The sequence below is a fragment of the Streptomyces sp. BBFR2 genome (assembly GCF_044497305.1).
Taxonomy (GTDB): Bacteria; Actinomycetota; Actinomycetes; order Streptomycetales; family Streptomycetaceae; genus Streptomyces.
Genome location: NZ_CP172415.1, coordinates 5,080,557 through 5,094,623, shown reverse-complemented (window position 1 = coordinate 5,094,623; position 14,067 = coordinate 5,080,557). Strand labels below are relative to the sequence as shown.

At 75.6% G+C, this 14,067-nt stretch carries 11 protein-coding genes; 5 read left to right on the top strand and 6 right to left on the bottom strand.

The genetic code is table 11. From position 1 onward, the window contains the following. Positions 1-29: 29 nt before the first annotated feature. From ACGH2B_RS20705 to ACGH2B_RS20680, 6 genes are all read right to left on the bottom strand, one after another. On the bottom strand, positions 30-773 hold the full coding sequence (locus ACGH2B_RS20705) for a bifunctional DNA primase/polymerase (protein WP_399091776.1): 744 nt from the start codon (positions 771-773) through the stop codon (positions 30-32). A gap of 150 nt (positions 774-923) precedes the next feature. Next, complete coding sequence (locus tag ACGH2B_RS20700; protein WP_399091773.1) at positions 924-1,520, bottom strand: TetR/AcrR family transcriptional regulator; 597 nt, start codon at positions 1,518-1,520, stop codon at positions 924-926. A gap of 739 nt (positions 1,521-2,259) precedes the next feature. Next, positions 2,260-3,219, bottom strand: a complete 960-nt coding sequence (locus ACGH2B_RS20695; RefSeq protein ID WP_399091770.1) for a small ribosomal subunit Rsm22 family protein — start codon at positions 3,217-3,219, stop codon at positions 2,260-2,262. 262 nt (positions 3,220-3,481) lie between these two features. Then, positions 3,482-4,627 carry a serine hydrolase domain-containing protein gene (locus ACGH2B_RS20690; RefSeq protein ID WP_399091767.1) on the bottom strand — a complete coding sequence of 382 codons (1,146 nt, stop codon included), beginning with the start codon at positions 4,625-4,627 and terminating at the stop codon, positions 3,482-3,484. 53 nt (positions 4,628-4,680) lie between these two features. Beyond that, on the bottom strand, positions 4,681-6,003 hold the full coding sequence (locus ACGH2B_RS20685; protein ID WP_399091764.1) for a multidrug effflux MFS transporter: 1,323 nt from the start codon (positions 6,001-6,003) through the stop codon (positions 4,681-4,683). Positions 6,004-6,185: 182 nt separating this feature from the next. Beyond that, positions 6,186-7,838, bottom strand: a complete 1,653-nt coding sequence (locus tag ACGH2B_RS20680; RefSeq protein ID WP_399091761.1) for an alkaline phosphatase D family protein — start codon at positions 7,836-7,838, stop codon at positions 6,186-6,188. A gap of 310 nt (positions 7,839-8,148) precedes the next feature. Between ACGH2B_RS20680 and ACGH2B_RS20675 the strand changes: the two genes are divergently transcribed. From ACGH2B_RS20675 to ACGH2B_RS20655, 5 genes are all read left to right on the top strand, one after another. Next, positions 8,149-9,126: a DUF4429 domain-containing protein gene (locus ACGH2B_RS20675; RefSeq protein WP_399091755.1), complete on the top strand. Its 978-nt coding sequence runs from the start codon at positions 8,149-8,151 to the stop codon at positions 9,124-9,126. Positions 9,127-9,241: 115 nt separating this feature from the next. Then, positions 9,242-10,075, top strand: coding sequence for an SDR family oxidoreductase (locus tag ACGH2B_RS20670; protein ID WP_399091751.1), 834 nt, complete (start codon positions 9,242-9,244; stop codon positions 10,073-10,075). A 167-nt stretch (positions 10,076-10,242) separates the two neighbouring features. Next, a complete protein-coding gene (locus ACGH2B_RS20665; protein WP_399091748.1) occupies positions 10,243-11,166 on the top strand; it encodes a PhzF family phenazine biosynthesis isomerase in 924 nt (307 codons plus the stop codon). A gap of 421 nt (positions 11,167-11,587) precedes the next feature. Further along, positions 11,588-12,955, top strand: a complete 1,368-nt coding sequence (locus tag ACGH2B_RS20660) for a DUF3616 domain-containing protein (RefSeq protein ID WP_399097179.1) — start codon at positions 11,588-11,590, stop codon at positions 12,953-12,955. A 152-nt stretch (positions 12,956-13,107) separates the two neighbouring features. Next, positions 13,108-14,067, top strand: a complete 960-nt coding sequence (locus ACGH2B_RS20655) for a hypothetical protein (RefSeq protein ID WP_399091745.1) — start codon at positions 13,108-13,110, stop codon at positions 14,065-14,067.

The following is a 14,067-nucleotide window of genomic DNA, read 5'->3' as shown; positions in this document are numbered from 1 at the left end:
GGCCCGCCGGGCGTCCCGGCGGGCCCCGGTCAGCGGCCGATGGGCCAGGCGGTCGTCTCGTGGTCGGGGGTGCGGCCGATGAACTCGGCGCAGGCGTCGGTGAGGGTTTCCAGCAGCGTCAGCGGGTCGGGCAGCGGGCGCTCGGGGCCGCGCAGCCAGGAGACGGCGGGCCGGTCACCGGGGAGGCGGGACGGCGGCAGCAGGACGTAGCTGCCGCGGCAGTGCCAGCGCAGGCCCGGATGTTCGTCCAGGGTCTCGGGGTGGCAGTCCAGCTCGCAGGGCCACCATTCGTCCTCGTCGTCCGGGGTGCCGCGGGTGGCGGTGTAGAAGAGCATCCGGCCGTCGCCGATGCCGGCGCCGCTCAGCGAGACCGGGCCCAGCTCGACGGAGGCAGCCTCCAGGCGCTCCAGGGCGGTGCGGCCGGCTTCGGCGGGGACGTCGAGGACGTCGTGGGTGATGCCGGTGGCGGTGATGAAGTTGGCCTCGGGGAGGGTGCGGATCCAGGCGGCGACCTTGTCGCGGTCGGTGGTGGCGACGGTCTGCCAGCCGAAGGAGACGGGGTGGCGTCCGGGGGTGGGACAGCCGATGCGTTCGCAGGAACAGCCGTAGCCGGAGGGGTGGGCGGCGGGGGCGATGGGGAAGCCCGCGTCGGCCGCCGCCAGCAGCAGGTCCTCGCGGCCGCGTGCGGCCGCCGATCCCGTGTCCGTCTCGTCGCCGTCCGATCCGCTCCTCGGCCGGCGCAGCCACTGGGAGAACCTGCTCTTGCGTTCCATCTATCCCCTCAATTCGAGCGGTGGTCTGGGAACAATGCTGCCACCATCCGGCGCTCCGGGTGACCTGTGTCAGGATCCGGGGCCCGTACGGGGTGGACGAAGCGGGGCATTTGCCTCCGCTCCTCGGGGAACGGGCATCGGGCGTGGTGGTCAGCCGGGGCGGCGGACCGCGCGGAGTACCAGGTCGACGAGGGTGTCGGTGTAGGCGTGGGTGAGTTCTCCGGTGCGCATCAGCCAGCGCTGTGAGAAGGGACTCAGCAGCATCTCGGTGACGATGCGCGGATCGGCGTCCGGGTCGATCTCCCCGGCTTCCCGGGCGGTGCGCAGCCGGGCCTCGTAGACGGCGAATCCGGGCTCCAGCAGGCGGGCGACGAAGGCGCGGGAGAGTTCCTCGTCGGTGGCGCCCGCGGCGGCGAGCGCGCGGTAGGGCGCCTGGAAGGCCGGGTCGTTGAACTCGTCGCAGGTGTTCCGCATGACGTGTTTCAGGTCGGCGGCGAGGTCGCCGGTGTCGGGCAGCCCCTCGCCGTAGCTCTCGACGCCCTGGGTGAACGCGTCGAGCAGGACCGCCGCCTTGGAGGGCCACCAGCGGTAGATCGTCTGCTTGCCGACCCCGGCGCGGGCGGCGATGCCCTCGACGGTCAGACGCGGGTAGCCGACCTCGCCGACCAGGGCGAGAGCGGCGTCGAAGATCGCACGGCGGGACCGCTCGCTGCGGCGCGCGGCGTTGGGCGCGGGGGTGGGGGGCATGGGGCGATGGTATCGAGCGGGGAGGACGGGGCGAGACGGGGCGTCTCGCACGGTGAGGGCGCCCTTCGGAGCTGCCGGGGGCCGGAGCGGTCCCGGGGAGGCGGCCTTCGGGTCCGGGTGGGGCCGGGCCCGGGGGGGGGAGAGACGGGGCCGGGTGGGAGGCGGGGCGCGGGCCTCGCCTCCGGGGCCTGGTGGTCAGGCGGTTCTCGGCGCGGGGGCGGTTCTCCCGCGCCGGGTGGGGCCGGGCCGAGGCGTTCGGGGCGCGGGGCCGGGCGTTCGGAGCGTGGGCCTCGTCGCTTCCGGGGCCGGAGGGCCGGGCGATCCTCGGCGCTGGGGCCGGTTCTCCCGCGCCGGGTGGCGCCGGGCCCGGCCTTCGGCGTGCGGGGCCGGGGCGCGGGACCTGGGCCTTCGGGGTGCCAGGGCCGGGTTGGCCGGGCCCGGCCTTCGGGGTGCGGGGCCGGAGGGCCGGGCGATCCTCGGCGCTGGGGCCGGTTCTCCCGCGCCGGGTGGCGCGGGCCCGGCCTTCGGGGCGAGGGGCCGGGCCTTCGGGGCGCGGGGCCGGGGCGCGGGACCTGGGCCTTCGGGGTGCCAGGGCCGGGTTGGCCGGGCCCGGCCTTCGGGGTGCGGGGCCGGGGTTCGGGGCGAGGGGCCGCGCCCTTCGGGGTGCGGGAGCGAGCCGGGCCCGGGGGCGGGCACGGGCCCCCGGGGCGGGGACGGGCCCCGGGACGGACCCCGGGGCTCACTCCCAGGTGTCGCCCCAGGCGGCGTCGCGGGCCGCGCGGTAGCGGTCGCCGTGGCGCTTGGTCACCGTCGTACGGCGCAGGCCCTCCTCGGCGGTGCAGAGGTCCAGGAGGACCTGGCCCTTGCGGAGCTGCGGTTTGCGGACGATGCGGGGCGCCGCGGGCCCGTCGGGTGCCGCGGGCGGGCGGAGCGCCGCGACGTAGGCGAACTTCTCGTCCTCGTACGCCAGGGAGCCGCCCTTGACCTGGCGGTGCAGGGAGGAGCGGCTGACCCGGGCGGAGAAGTGGCACCAGTCCTCGCCGGGCACGATCGGGCAGGTGGCGCCGTGCGGGCAGGGGGCGGTGATCCGCAGGCCGGCGGCGGTCAGCCGGTCGCGGGCCTCGCGGATGCGGAGGTAGCCGTCCGGGGTGCCCGGTTCGATCAGGACGACGGCGGTGGCGGTGGCCGCGGCGTCCACCACGGCGCGGCGGGCCTCGGGCCGCAGCTCGCCCAGGACGTACGAGACGGTCACCAGGTCGGTGCCCTCGGGGACGGTGAGGCCGTCGCCGATGATCCCGCGCCGCCACTCGGTGCCGGAGAGGGTGCCGTCGGCCAGTTCCCGGCCCAGGTCCAGGGCGGGCTGTGCCCAGTCCACGACGGTGGAGCGGTGACCGTCCCAGGTGGCGGCGGCGGCCCAGGTGGCGGCGCCGGTGCCGCCGCCGATGTCGAGATGGGTGCGCGGCGCGAACCGCGGCGCCCGGGCGGCGAACGCGGCCAGCGCGGACCGTACGGCCTCGAAGGTGGCGGGCATGCGGTACGCGGCGTAGGCGGCGACGTCGGCACGGTCGCGGAGCACCGGGGCGTCGGTGGGCGTGGTGCCGCGGTAGTGGCTGATCAACCGGTCGACGGCCCGCGTGGCCGCCGCGCGCGGCAGGCCGTCGAGCAGGCCGGCCAGAGCGGCGCGCAGTTCGTCGTGCATTCGGGCAAGTTTACGGGTCGGCGAGGGGCGCCCCGTACGGGAAGCCTCCGGGGGTTTTCGGGGGTCGGGGCCGGACCGGCTGCTCGTACGGGAGAGAGCGACGGCGGGTGACGTCCCGGTGGGGCGGGCGGGCCTCCCCTTACGGGAAACCTCCGGGGCTTCCCGGGGGTCGGGGCCGGGGCCGTGCCCCGCCGACCGGGTAGGGGTCAGTCCGGGGGCCCACCCGCCCCCTAGGGAACAACCCCGACATCGCCCCGCCCGCTCACCCCGCCCCTCGCCCCGCCTCGTCCCACTCCGCCACCGCCCGTGCCAGACACGTGGCGGCCGCGGCGCGGGGCGCGGAGCCCGCGGTGCGGCGGCGGGGGTGGACGGTGGTGGCGAGCAGGATCAGGAAGGTGTCGGTGGCGCGGTCGAGGACGAGGCTGGTGCCGGTGAAGCCGGTGTGGCCGGCGGCGCCGCGGCCGGACAGTTCGCCCATGAAGTAGGGCTGGTCGACGGCGAAGCCGAGGCCGGGCGGGTCGAGGAGGGCGGCGACGGTCTCCGGCCGCAGGACGCGGACGGTGCCGTACGCGCCGCCGTTGAGCAAGGTCCGGCTCAGGACGGCGAGGTCCTGGGCGGTGGAGAAGAGGCCGGCGTGTCCGGCGACGCCGCCGAGCGCCCAGGCGTTCTCGTCGTGGACCTCGCCGCGGAGCATGCCGCGGTCGGCCTTGGCCCAGGGCCGCCGCTGGTCCTCCGTCGCCGCCACGCCCTGCGGGGCGAGCGGTCCGTACGCGGTGGAGTGCAGGCCGAGCGGGGCGGTGAGGCCGTCGCGGACGAGGGTGGCGAGGCCGCGGCCGGTGCGGTGTTCCAGCAGCAGTTGGAGGGCGAGGAAGTTGAGGTCGGAGTAGCGGGGGCCGCTGCCGGGGCGGCCGTCGGGGGCGGCGGCGTGTTCCCGGATCATCGCCAACCGCTCGGCCCGGCTCCCGCCTTCGTACAGCGGCAGTTCGGGGCGGAGGCCGGAGGTGTGGGTGAGGAGGTGGCGGACGGTGATGCCGGGGGCGAAGGCGGGGAGGGTGGCGCGGACCTCGTCGTCGAGGGTGAGGGTGCCGTGTTCGGTGTGCTGGAGGGCGACGAGGGCGGTGAGGAGTTTGGTGACGGACGCCAGGTCGAAGACGGTGGCGGGGCGCATCGGCTCCCAGGCGTCGCGGGGTAGCGGGACGCCGCGGTCGGTCGCCGGGTCGTAGGCGCGGTGGCGGACCGCCCAGCCGGTGGCCGCTTCGACGGCGACGACCCGACCGCGTCCGGCGAGGACGACGGCCCCCGCGCACCACGGGTCCGGGCCGTGCGGCAGGGCCCGGACGCCGTCGGTCAGCCGCGCCGTCCAGCCGGCGTCGAGTCCGGCCTCGGCGGGGGTGCCGGGCCGGAGCACCGGTGCGTACGGGGCGGGTGTGGCGCCCGGGGCGGGGGGTGGTTTCGGTGTGTTCAGAGCCTGGCCGTTCCGTCGGTGGTGGCTTTGTCCGTTCCCTCCCCACGCTGCCACGGGCGGCACAGGCCGAGGAAGGACGCCAGCGCCAGAACGGCGCATCCGAGCTGTACGACGGCCATCGGGACGGCGGTGTGCTCCCCGGCGATGCCGACGAGCGGGGAGGCCACGGAGCCGAGGAGGAACGTGGAGGTGCCCAGCAGCGCGGAGGCGGAGCCGGCGGCGTGCGGGGTGCGCAGCAGCGCCAGGGTGTTGGTGCTGGGCATGACCAGGCCCATCGACGCCATCAGGACGAAGAGTCCGGAGGCGATCGGGAACAGTCCGACCGGGCCGAAGACGCCCGACGACATCAGCAGCAGCGCCGTGGCGGCCACCGCGATCAGCGTCAGTCCGCAGCCGAGGACCTTGTCCAGCGCGACCCGGCCGACCAGGACCTTGCCGTTGAGCTGGCCGACCAGGACCAGGCCCACGGAGTTGACGCCGAACAGCAGGCTGAAGGTCTGCGGGGAGGCGCCGTAGATCTCCTGGACGACGAAGGGCGACGCGGAGATGTACGCGAAGAGGGCGGCGAAGCCGAAGGCGCCGACGAGGAGGTAGCCGGAGAACGCCCGGTCGGCGAGGAGGTCGCGCATGGTGCGCAGGGTCTCCCCCAGGCCGCCCGCGTGGCGGCGTTCGGGCGGCAGGGTCTCGTGCAGGGTGCGCCAGACGACGGTGGTCAGGACGAGTCCGACGGCGGTGAGGACGACGAACACGCCGCGCCAGTCGGTGATCCGGAGGATCTGTCCGCCGATGAGCGGGGCGATGACCGGGGCGACGCCGGAGATCAGCATGAGGGTGGAGAAGAACCGGGCCATCGCGACGCCGTCGTAGAGGTCGCGGACGACGGCGCGGGCGATGACGATGCCGGCGGCGCCCGCCAGGCCCTGGAGCAGGCGGAAGGCGATGAGGATCTCGGCGTTGGGGGCGAAGGCGCAGAGCGCGGTGGCGAGGACGTAGATGACCATGCCGGCGAGCAGGGGCCGGCGGCGGCCCCATTTGTCGCTCATCGGGCCGACGACGAGTTGCCCCAGCGCCATGCCGGCGAGGCAGGTGGTGAGGGTGAGCTGGACGGTGGCGGCGGGGCTGTGCAGCGCCTGGGTGACCTCCGGGAGGGCCGGGAGGTACATGTCCATGGAGAGCGGCGGGACGGCGGTGAGGCCGCCGAGGACGAGAGTGAGGAGGAGTCCGGTGCGGCGGGACGCGGACGGCTGTGCCGCCGGGCCCCGCTCGGTTATGGGGGGAAGGTCCTGATTCTCTGCCGTGCCGGGCGCGGCGTCCGTCATGAGCGTCTCCAGTTTTGTTGATGGCCGCGCACCATCGTGTCATGCGCCGGACGGGTTCCGGCCGGTTCGGCCGGGGCGGGCGGACCGGAAGCCCCGGGGCGGGCGGGTCCGGCGACCGTCCGCCCCGGGGCGCGGGCCCGGCCGCCGGGGGGGGCGCGGTGCCCGTCCGCCCCGGAGCGCGGTCAGGCCGGGTTCAGTCCGGGGGCGCCCGCCTCGGAGACGAAGGAGGCGGCGGTGCGTACGGGGGCGCCGGGGGTGGTGACGGCGGAGACGGTGCGGTAGTCGGCGCGGGCGGTGGCCTGGTCGAGGGTGACGGTCACGTAGCCGCGGCGGCCGTTGTAGAACTTCAGGTGCGGGTTGGCCGCCATGTACGCGTCCCAGTTGGCGGGCTTGTCCGCGCCGTCCTTGCCGCTGGAGATCGAGGTGGTGACGAACTCGACGCCCATGGTGCGGGAGCCGGGGCGGGCGAAGTCCCGCTTGATGTCGAAGGCGTAGTGGACGTGGACGTCGCCGGTGAGGACGACGAGGTTGTCGGCGCCCGCCGCCTCGGCGCCGGTGAGCAGCCGCTCACGGGAGGCGGGGTAGCCGTCCCAGCTGTCCATGCTGACCTTGTACGCGTCGCCGGTGGTGGAGCGGCGTTCGGAGAAGGTGACCTGCTGGGGCAGGACGTTCCAGCGGGCGGTGGAGGAGCGCCAGCCGTCGAGGAGCCAGCGTTCCTGGGCGGCGCCGGTGAGGGTGCGCGCCGGGTCGGCGGATTCCGGGCCGGGGGCGTGCCAGCCGTCGCCGTACGCCTGGTCGGAGCGGTACTGGCGGGTGTCGAGGATGTCGAACTGGGCGAGCTGTCCGTAGCGGAAGCGGCGGTAGAGGCGGGCGTCGGCGCCGTTGGGGAGCTGGGGGCGGCGCAGCGGCTGGTTCTCCCAGTAGGCGCGGTAGGCGGCGGCGCGGCGGGCGAGGAACTGCGTGCGGGGGGCGTCGTCCTCGCTGGTGTCGGCGGCGTAGTTGTTCTCCACCTCGTGGTCGTCCCAGGTGACGATGAAGGGGTGGGCGGCGTGCGCGGCCTGGAGGTCGGGGTCGGACTTGTAGAGGGCGTAGCGCAGCCGGTAGTCCTCCAGCGTGACGGTCTCGTGGTTGAAGCGGTCGGGCAGGGTGCGGTCGGTGTAGTTGCGGGCGCCGCCGTTGGCGGGGACGGCGTACTCGTAGAGGTAGTCGCCGAGGTGGAAGACGACGTCGAGGTCTTCGTCGGCGAGGTGGCGGTAGGCGGTGAAGTAGCCGTCGTGGTACGCCTGGCAGGAGACGGCGCCGAGGCGCAGGGCGGTGTTGCGGGCGCCGTGGGCGGGGGCGGTGCGGGTGCGGCCGACGGGGCTGATCCAGGTGCCGGCGCGGAAGCGGTAGTAGTAGACGCGGTCCGGGGCGAGGCCGGTGGGTTCGATGTGGACGGAGTGGTGGAACTCCGGGTGGGCGTCGGCGCGGCCGCGGCCGGCGAGGCGGGTGAACTTCTCGTCGTAGGCGACCTCCCAGCGGACCGGGACGCGGGCGGCGGGCATGCCGCTGCCGGGCTCGTAGGGGCGGGGGGCGAGGCGGGTCCACAGGACGACGGAGCCGGGCTGCGGGTCGCCGGAGGCCACGCCGAGGGTGAACGGGTTCTCGGTGATGCGGCGCGGGTCGGCCTCGGCGGCGTGGGCGGCGCCGGGGCGCGGCAGGTTGGTGGCGAAGGCGAGCGCGGCGGCCGCGCCGGTGACGGTGAGGAAGCGGCGCCGTCCGAGGTGTGCGGCGGCGTCCCGCAGCTCCTGGTCGTGCGCGGCCGTCCCCTGCTCGTGCGCTGCGTGCTGGGTCATCTGCCCCTCCCCTGACGGTGGTTGTCACCGGTGATTCCAGGGGTGGCGGACGGCGGGCCGCTGTCCCGTGCCCGACGCATACATGACAGCTCGGTGGCAACTCGGCCCGCAACGGGCGCGGCGGGACAAAGCGGGGAGGGCGGTGCGGGGCCGCGCGGGCGGCGCGGGCGGCGGCCGAAGGGGCGCGTCCCGGGAGCCGGGCGCGTTTCCGGGCCGTCCGCGCCCCGTCGCGCTCCCCCGGCGCGCGCTCCCGGGGCCGTGCCCGTCGGCCCCGGGGCGTCCGCTCCGGCCGCTCATTAGGCTCCGGGGCATGGCAGAACTGATGACGCGGGACGGCACCTGGATCTTCGACGGCGAGGCCGTACGCATCGTGCCGGGCGGCGAACGCGGGGTGCACCGGCTACGGCAGGAACTGGGCGAACACATCGTCCCGCTGGCGGCCCTCGCCGGCATCTCGTACGAACCGGCGCGCAAGGGCGGCCGGTTGCGGTTGCGGCTGCGGGACGGCGCCGACCCGTTGCTCCAGGCCACCGGCGGCCGTCTGCCGGACGACGCGAGCCCGTACCACCTGGCGGTCGACCCGGACCGGACCGGCGTCGCGGAGTACTTCGTCGACGAGATCCGGCGGGCGATGACGCTGGAGGAGGTCCCGGAGGGGCCCTGCGACCGCTATCTGCTGCCCGGCCCGCCGGTACCGGTGTCCGGGGCGGGCGTCGACGGCACCGCGACGTTCGACGGGGAACAGGTGACCGTCACCTGGCGCTGGAACACCACCGAGCACAAGAAGAACGCCGGGCCCCAGGAGTTCACCCTCGGCGAGCTGGCGGCGGTGGAGTGGCAGCCGTCGGCCGGGCTGGAATCCGGGTTCCTGCGCTTCCGGCCGCACGGCGTGAAACCGTCCGCCGCACCGGAACACGATCCGCACGCCATCGAACTGTGGGGCTTCAAGAAGGAGAGCGGCACCGCCCTGGTCGCGGCGGCGGTCACCGCCCGGCTGCCGCATCCCAAGGCGCCGGGACGGGGGGCCGGGGCACCCTCGGGCGGTGCCGCCGCGCTCCCCGGCGGGCCTGCCGCGCTCGGGTCCGCGCCGGCCCGGGGCGGGCCCGCGCCGCTCCAGGCCGCCGCCCCTCAGGGCACCGCGGCGGCGCCGGAGGCTCCGGCCGAGGACCACGACGTGCTGCTGCGCCGCCTGCGGGAGCTGGGAGAACTGCGGCGCGACGGAATCCTGACGGAGGAGGAGTTCGCGGCGGCGAAGGCGGCGGTGCTGGAGCGGTTCCACGGGGGGTGAGGGGGCGGGAGGCCGGTCGGGGGTGGGCCGGGGTTGTTCCCCAGGGGGCGGGCGGGCCCCCGGGCTTCCTGAGACACCCCGACGCCCGGCGGCTCGCGGGTTCTACCCTGCCGCCATGGCACAGGTACAGGCACAGCAGACACCGGCCGGGCCCGGGCCGGAGGCGTACGGAGCGGGCGGTGCAGGCGGGGCCGCCGCGGGTGAGGGACGGGTCGCGGTGGTCACCGGCGCGGGCTCCGGTATCGGGCGGGCCGTGGCGCACGCCCTGATCGCCGGGGGCTGGCGGGTGGCGCTCGCCGGGCGGCGCGACGGAGCCCTGGCGGAGACGGCGGCGACCGCGCCCCCGGGGCCGCCGCCCCTCGCGCTGCCCACCGACGTCACCCGGCCCGCCGAGGTGGACGCCCTCTTCGCCGCTGTCCGTGACCGCTTCGGCCGCGTCGACCTGCTGTTCAACAACGCCGGGACGTTCGGCCCGGCGGTCCCGCTGGACGAGTTGTCCGCCGACGACTGGCGGGCGGTCGTCGACACCAACCTCACCGGCGCGTTCCTCTGCGCCCAGGCCGCCTTCCGGGCGATGAGGGCCCAGGATCCGCAGGGCGGCCGGATCATCAACAACGGCTCGGTCTCCGCGCACACCCCGCGTCCGCACTCCGTCGCGTACACGGCGACCAAGCACGCGATGACCGGCCTGACCAAGTCCCTCTCCCTGGACGGCCGTCCGTACCGCATCGCCTGCGGGCAGATCGACATCGGCAACGCCGCCACCGAGATGACCGGCCGGATGCGGACCGGCATCCTCCAGGCGAACGGCACCACCGCCCCCGAACCCGTCATGGACGCCGCCGACGTGGCCCGCACCGTCGCCCACATGGCGGCGCTCCCCCTGGAGGCCAATGTGCAGTTCGCGACGGTGATGGCGACGAACATGCCGTACATCGGGCGGGGTTGAGGCGGTCCGGTGCGGGCCGCCGCTCCCCGGGCCGGCCCGTCCGGGGCGGGCCGCCCGCCCCGGTACGGGGCACACGCGAGGCCCCGGGCCGCCGGGCCGTACGGGCGGCCCGCACCGGGTGGGCCGGGCTCGGGAATAGCGGGTCGGAACAGGGGGTTCTCGCCGCCATGACACGCGACGACAGTTCCACGGCCCCGGTCGGCACCGGCACGGCGGTGCGCTCCGCCGCCGATCCCGAAGTTCTGCGGTACACGGCTTTCTCCGACGACCCGGCGGGCGGCAATCCGGCCGGTGTCGTGCTGGACGCGACGGGGCTCGACGACGCGGCGCGGCTCGCCGTCGCCGCGCGGGTCGGCTACTCCGAGACGGCGTTCCTCACCGCGCCGCCCGAGGGGCTGGGCGTCCCCGGACGCGCGTTCACGGTGCGGTACTTCAGCCCGCTCGCGGAAGTGCCGTTCTGCGGCCATGCGACGGTCGCCGCCGCCGTGGCGCTCGCCGAGCGCCACGGTCCGGGTGAGCTGGTCTTCGCCACCCGTTCCGGCACCGTCCCGGTCACCGTCCGCGAGGTGGACGGCCGCCTCGTCGCCACCCTCAGCAGCGTCGAGCCGTACGTCACGGACGTCGCCCCGGCCGATCTCGCGGAGGCGCTGGCCGCGCTGGGCTGGCCCGCCGCCGACCTCGATCCGGCGCTGCCGCCCCGTATCGCCTACGCCGGGGCCCGCCATCTGGTGCTGGGCGCCGCGACCCGCGCCCGCCTCGCCGACCTCGACTACGACTTCGACCGCCTGGCCGCGCTGATGCGGCGGCTGGATCTCACCACCTTGCAACTGGCCTGGCGGGAGAGCGGTTCCGTCTTCCACGTCCGCGATCCGTTCCCCGTCGGCGGTGTCGTCGAGGACCCGGCCACCGGCGCCGCGGCCGCCGCCCTCGGCGCCTACGCCCGCACCCTCGGGCTCGTCACCGCGCCCGTCACCCTCACCCTCCACCAGGGCCACGACCTGGGCCGCCCCGGTCTCCTCACCGTCGAACTCCGCGACGGCGACCCCCGCGCCCATGTCGGCGGCACCGCCACCGCCCTGCCGGAGGGGTGAACCGGCCGGTCCTGTAAGGGCGTTACGGGGGGGCGGGGCCGTCGGGCCGGGCCCGCCGCGACCCCTCGACGGGCAGCGGCGGGCCCGATGGCGAGCGGCCCGGCGGCGGACGGACCGGGCCGCTCGCCGGGCCGCTCGCCGCGCCGCTCGCCCGCCCCGCGGCGCGGGGGCGCCCGGCCCGGGCCCTCCCCCGGCGCCCCACCGCGAAATCCTCATGGTCCGGACCTGGTCGCGAGCCCTACCGCTCCGTATCGTGTTGCCGCGCCGCCGACCGCTGTTCACCCCGTGTACGCCCGGGGGTGAGGGCGCTGTTGACGGCGGCCTTGGACATTGTCCGGGCATTGTTCGCGACATCGGAGCCGTCGAAGGGCACACCGTGCGCAGTCGTCTGTCCCCCACCTCCCGCCGGTCCCCGCGCCGGATACCGCTGGTCCTCGGCACGGTCCTCGGCCTCACCGCCGCCGGGCTGGGCGGGACCGCGCTCGCCGCCGCGTCCGGCGGGCCGGAGATCTCCTTGTCGTCCGGTTACCTCTCCGGCGCGGTCGGCGCCACCGGCGACCCGTCGGTGCGGGTCGAGCTGGAAGGCGGGGACGCCGCGGCGCTGAAGGTGTCGGCGCGCGCCAGCTCCGACACCTCGGTGGCCGCCACCAAGGACGTCCACGTCAGCGGCGACGGCGCCACCCGCACCCTCACCGTCACCGCCCGCGGCGTCGGCTACACCGATCTGACGATCGAGGTCACCGACGGCGACGGCGGCTCGGCGACCGCCACGCTGCACTACGCGGCGTCCGCCGCCGTCCAGCACGCCGCGGACACCCGCTACTTCACCGGCTCCAGCGACGCGTCGGCCGCCGTGGACGTCGGCGGCGGTTACGTCGTCATCGCCGACGACGAGTCGAACGTGCTGCGCCTGTACGACCGGCGGGCGGGCGGCGCTCCGCTCAGGACCTGGGACTTCAGCGACAAGCTGGACGTCTCCAAGGAGATCGACATCGAGGCGGCGGCCCGCGTCGGCGACACGATCTACTGGACGGGTTCGCTGGGCAACAACAAGAAGGGCAAGTTCCAGCCGGACCGCGCCACCGTCTTCACCACCGAGGTCAGCGGCTCCGGCGCCGGAACCCGCCTCGCGTTCGGCGGCTCGTACAAGAAGCTCCGTGACGATCTGGTGGCCTGGGACGAGAAGCACGGCGACAAGTACGGCTTCGCCGCAGGTACGGCCGAGGGGCAGGTGCCCAAGCAGATCGACGGATTCAACGTCGAGGGGCTGGAGTTCGCGCCGGGCTCGACCAGCACCGCGTACATCGGCTTCCGCGCGCCGCTGGTGCCGCCGGAGAAGGGCGGCAAGGCGCTGCTGGTGCCGGTCACCAACTTCGACAAGGTCGTCTCCGACGGCGCCCGCGCCACGGTCGGCAAGCCCGTCGAACTGGACCTCGGCGGCCTCTCCGTCCGCGACATCCGCAAGAACGCGGCCGACCAGTACCTGATCGTCGCCGGCTCCTGGGACGCCGAGGACAACAGCGCCCCCTACGCCCTCTACACCTGGGACGGCGTCCCTGGCCACGCGCCCGCCAAGGCCCAGGACCTGCCGACGAAGGACCCCGGCGGCTGGGAAGCGGTGGTCGACGTCCCCGACCTCACCGCCCCCGGCGCCCGCGCCCAGCTCATCACCGACGACGGCTCCGCCGACCTCTACGGCGACGGCACCGAGGCCAAGGACCTCCCCCACGACGAGTGGAAGAAGTCCCGGGCGACGTGGTTCCCGGTGGGAGCCAGGAGCGCCCACTAGCCTGTAGCGCCCCGGCCCCCGGTCCGTACGGAACGGGGGCCGCCGCATGCCCGGTGGCGGGGACCGGCGTGGCCCGCCTCGGTGGCGGGTGCCCGGCCGGAACCGTGGCCGGGCCGTACCGCGTCCCTCTCCGGGACCGGGGAAGGACGCCCATGAGCATCGACGCACCTCGCCCGTCCGGACGCTCGCCGTACGACGGTCCGGCGCCCGCGAGTGCCCCGCCGCCGCGGGCGTACACACCGCTGTGGCGGCGGTTACGGGAGGACGAATGGCCGCCGCTGGGTGAGGTGTTGCGGGGGCGGCGGGGACAGATCTCCCCCGGGGTGATCCTCGCGCTGGCCGTTCCCTGCCTGTGGTGGCTGACCGTGCCGCTGCTGATCGGTTACCAAATGGCCCGGACAGCACGGCTGTTGGCGCGGCGGATCTTCCCCGTGCGCCCGGAGGGGGTCATCGAGGACCGCGAGGTGCTGCGGGTGCAGCGGGTGCGGGCCTGGGTGGCTGTCGTCATGTCGGTGGCGCTGCTGGCCGTGTTCGGGGGGTGGAAGGACATGGCGGACGCGGGGTCACAGGTGACGCAACGGATGATCTTCGCCCCCTGGGTGGCACTGCCGAGCGCGGCGGTGACGGTGGCGCTGCTCTTCTGGGCGGCCGGGTCCGGGGCGCGGCGGACCATGCGGACGAAGCTGTGGCCGGCCTGCCGGTCCGCCCTGTGGTTCTTCGGCGCCTGGGTGCTGGTGCCGCTGTGGGCCGTGATGGCGTTCAAGGCGATGAGTGTGGCCTCCGGCCACCTCGGGCCGCTGACCACGCCGCTCCTGCTGTTCGTGTGCTGGACGCCGTTCTGGTGGCTGATCTTCTTCCTCGGCTTCGCCTCCGGTCCGGCGCTGCGGCACGCCTTCAACCTGTCCACCCTGCATCCGGTGCTCCCCGCGCTGGTCACCACCGTCCTGGTCTGGGCGTTCGCCCTCCTCGGCCTGCGGTCGGGCGGTCTGCCGCCGGGCCCGGCGCCGCTCGCGGTCTGCGCGTTCCTCGGCGGCCCGGTGTCGGTGACGGCGGTGGCCTGGTGGGAGATCCACCGGTTGCGCCACCGGCACGGGGTGCGGTGGCGGGGCTAG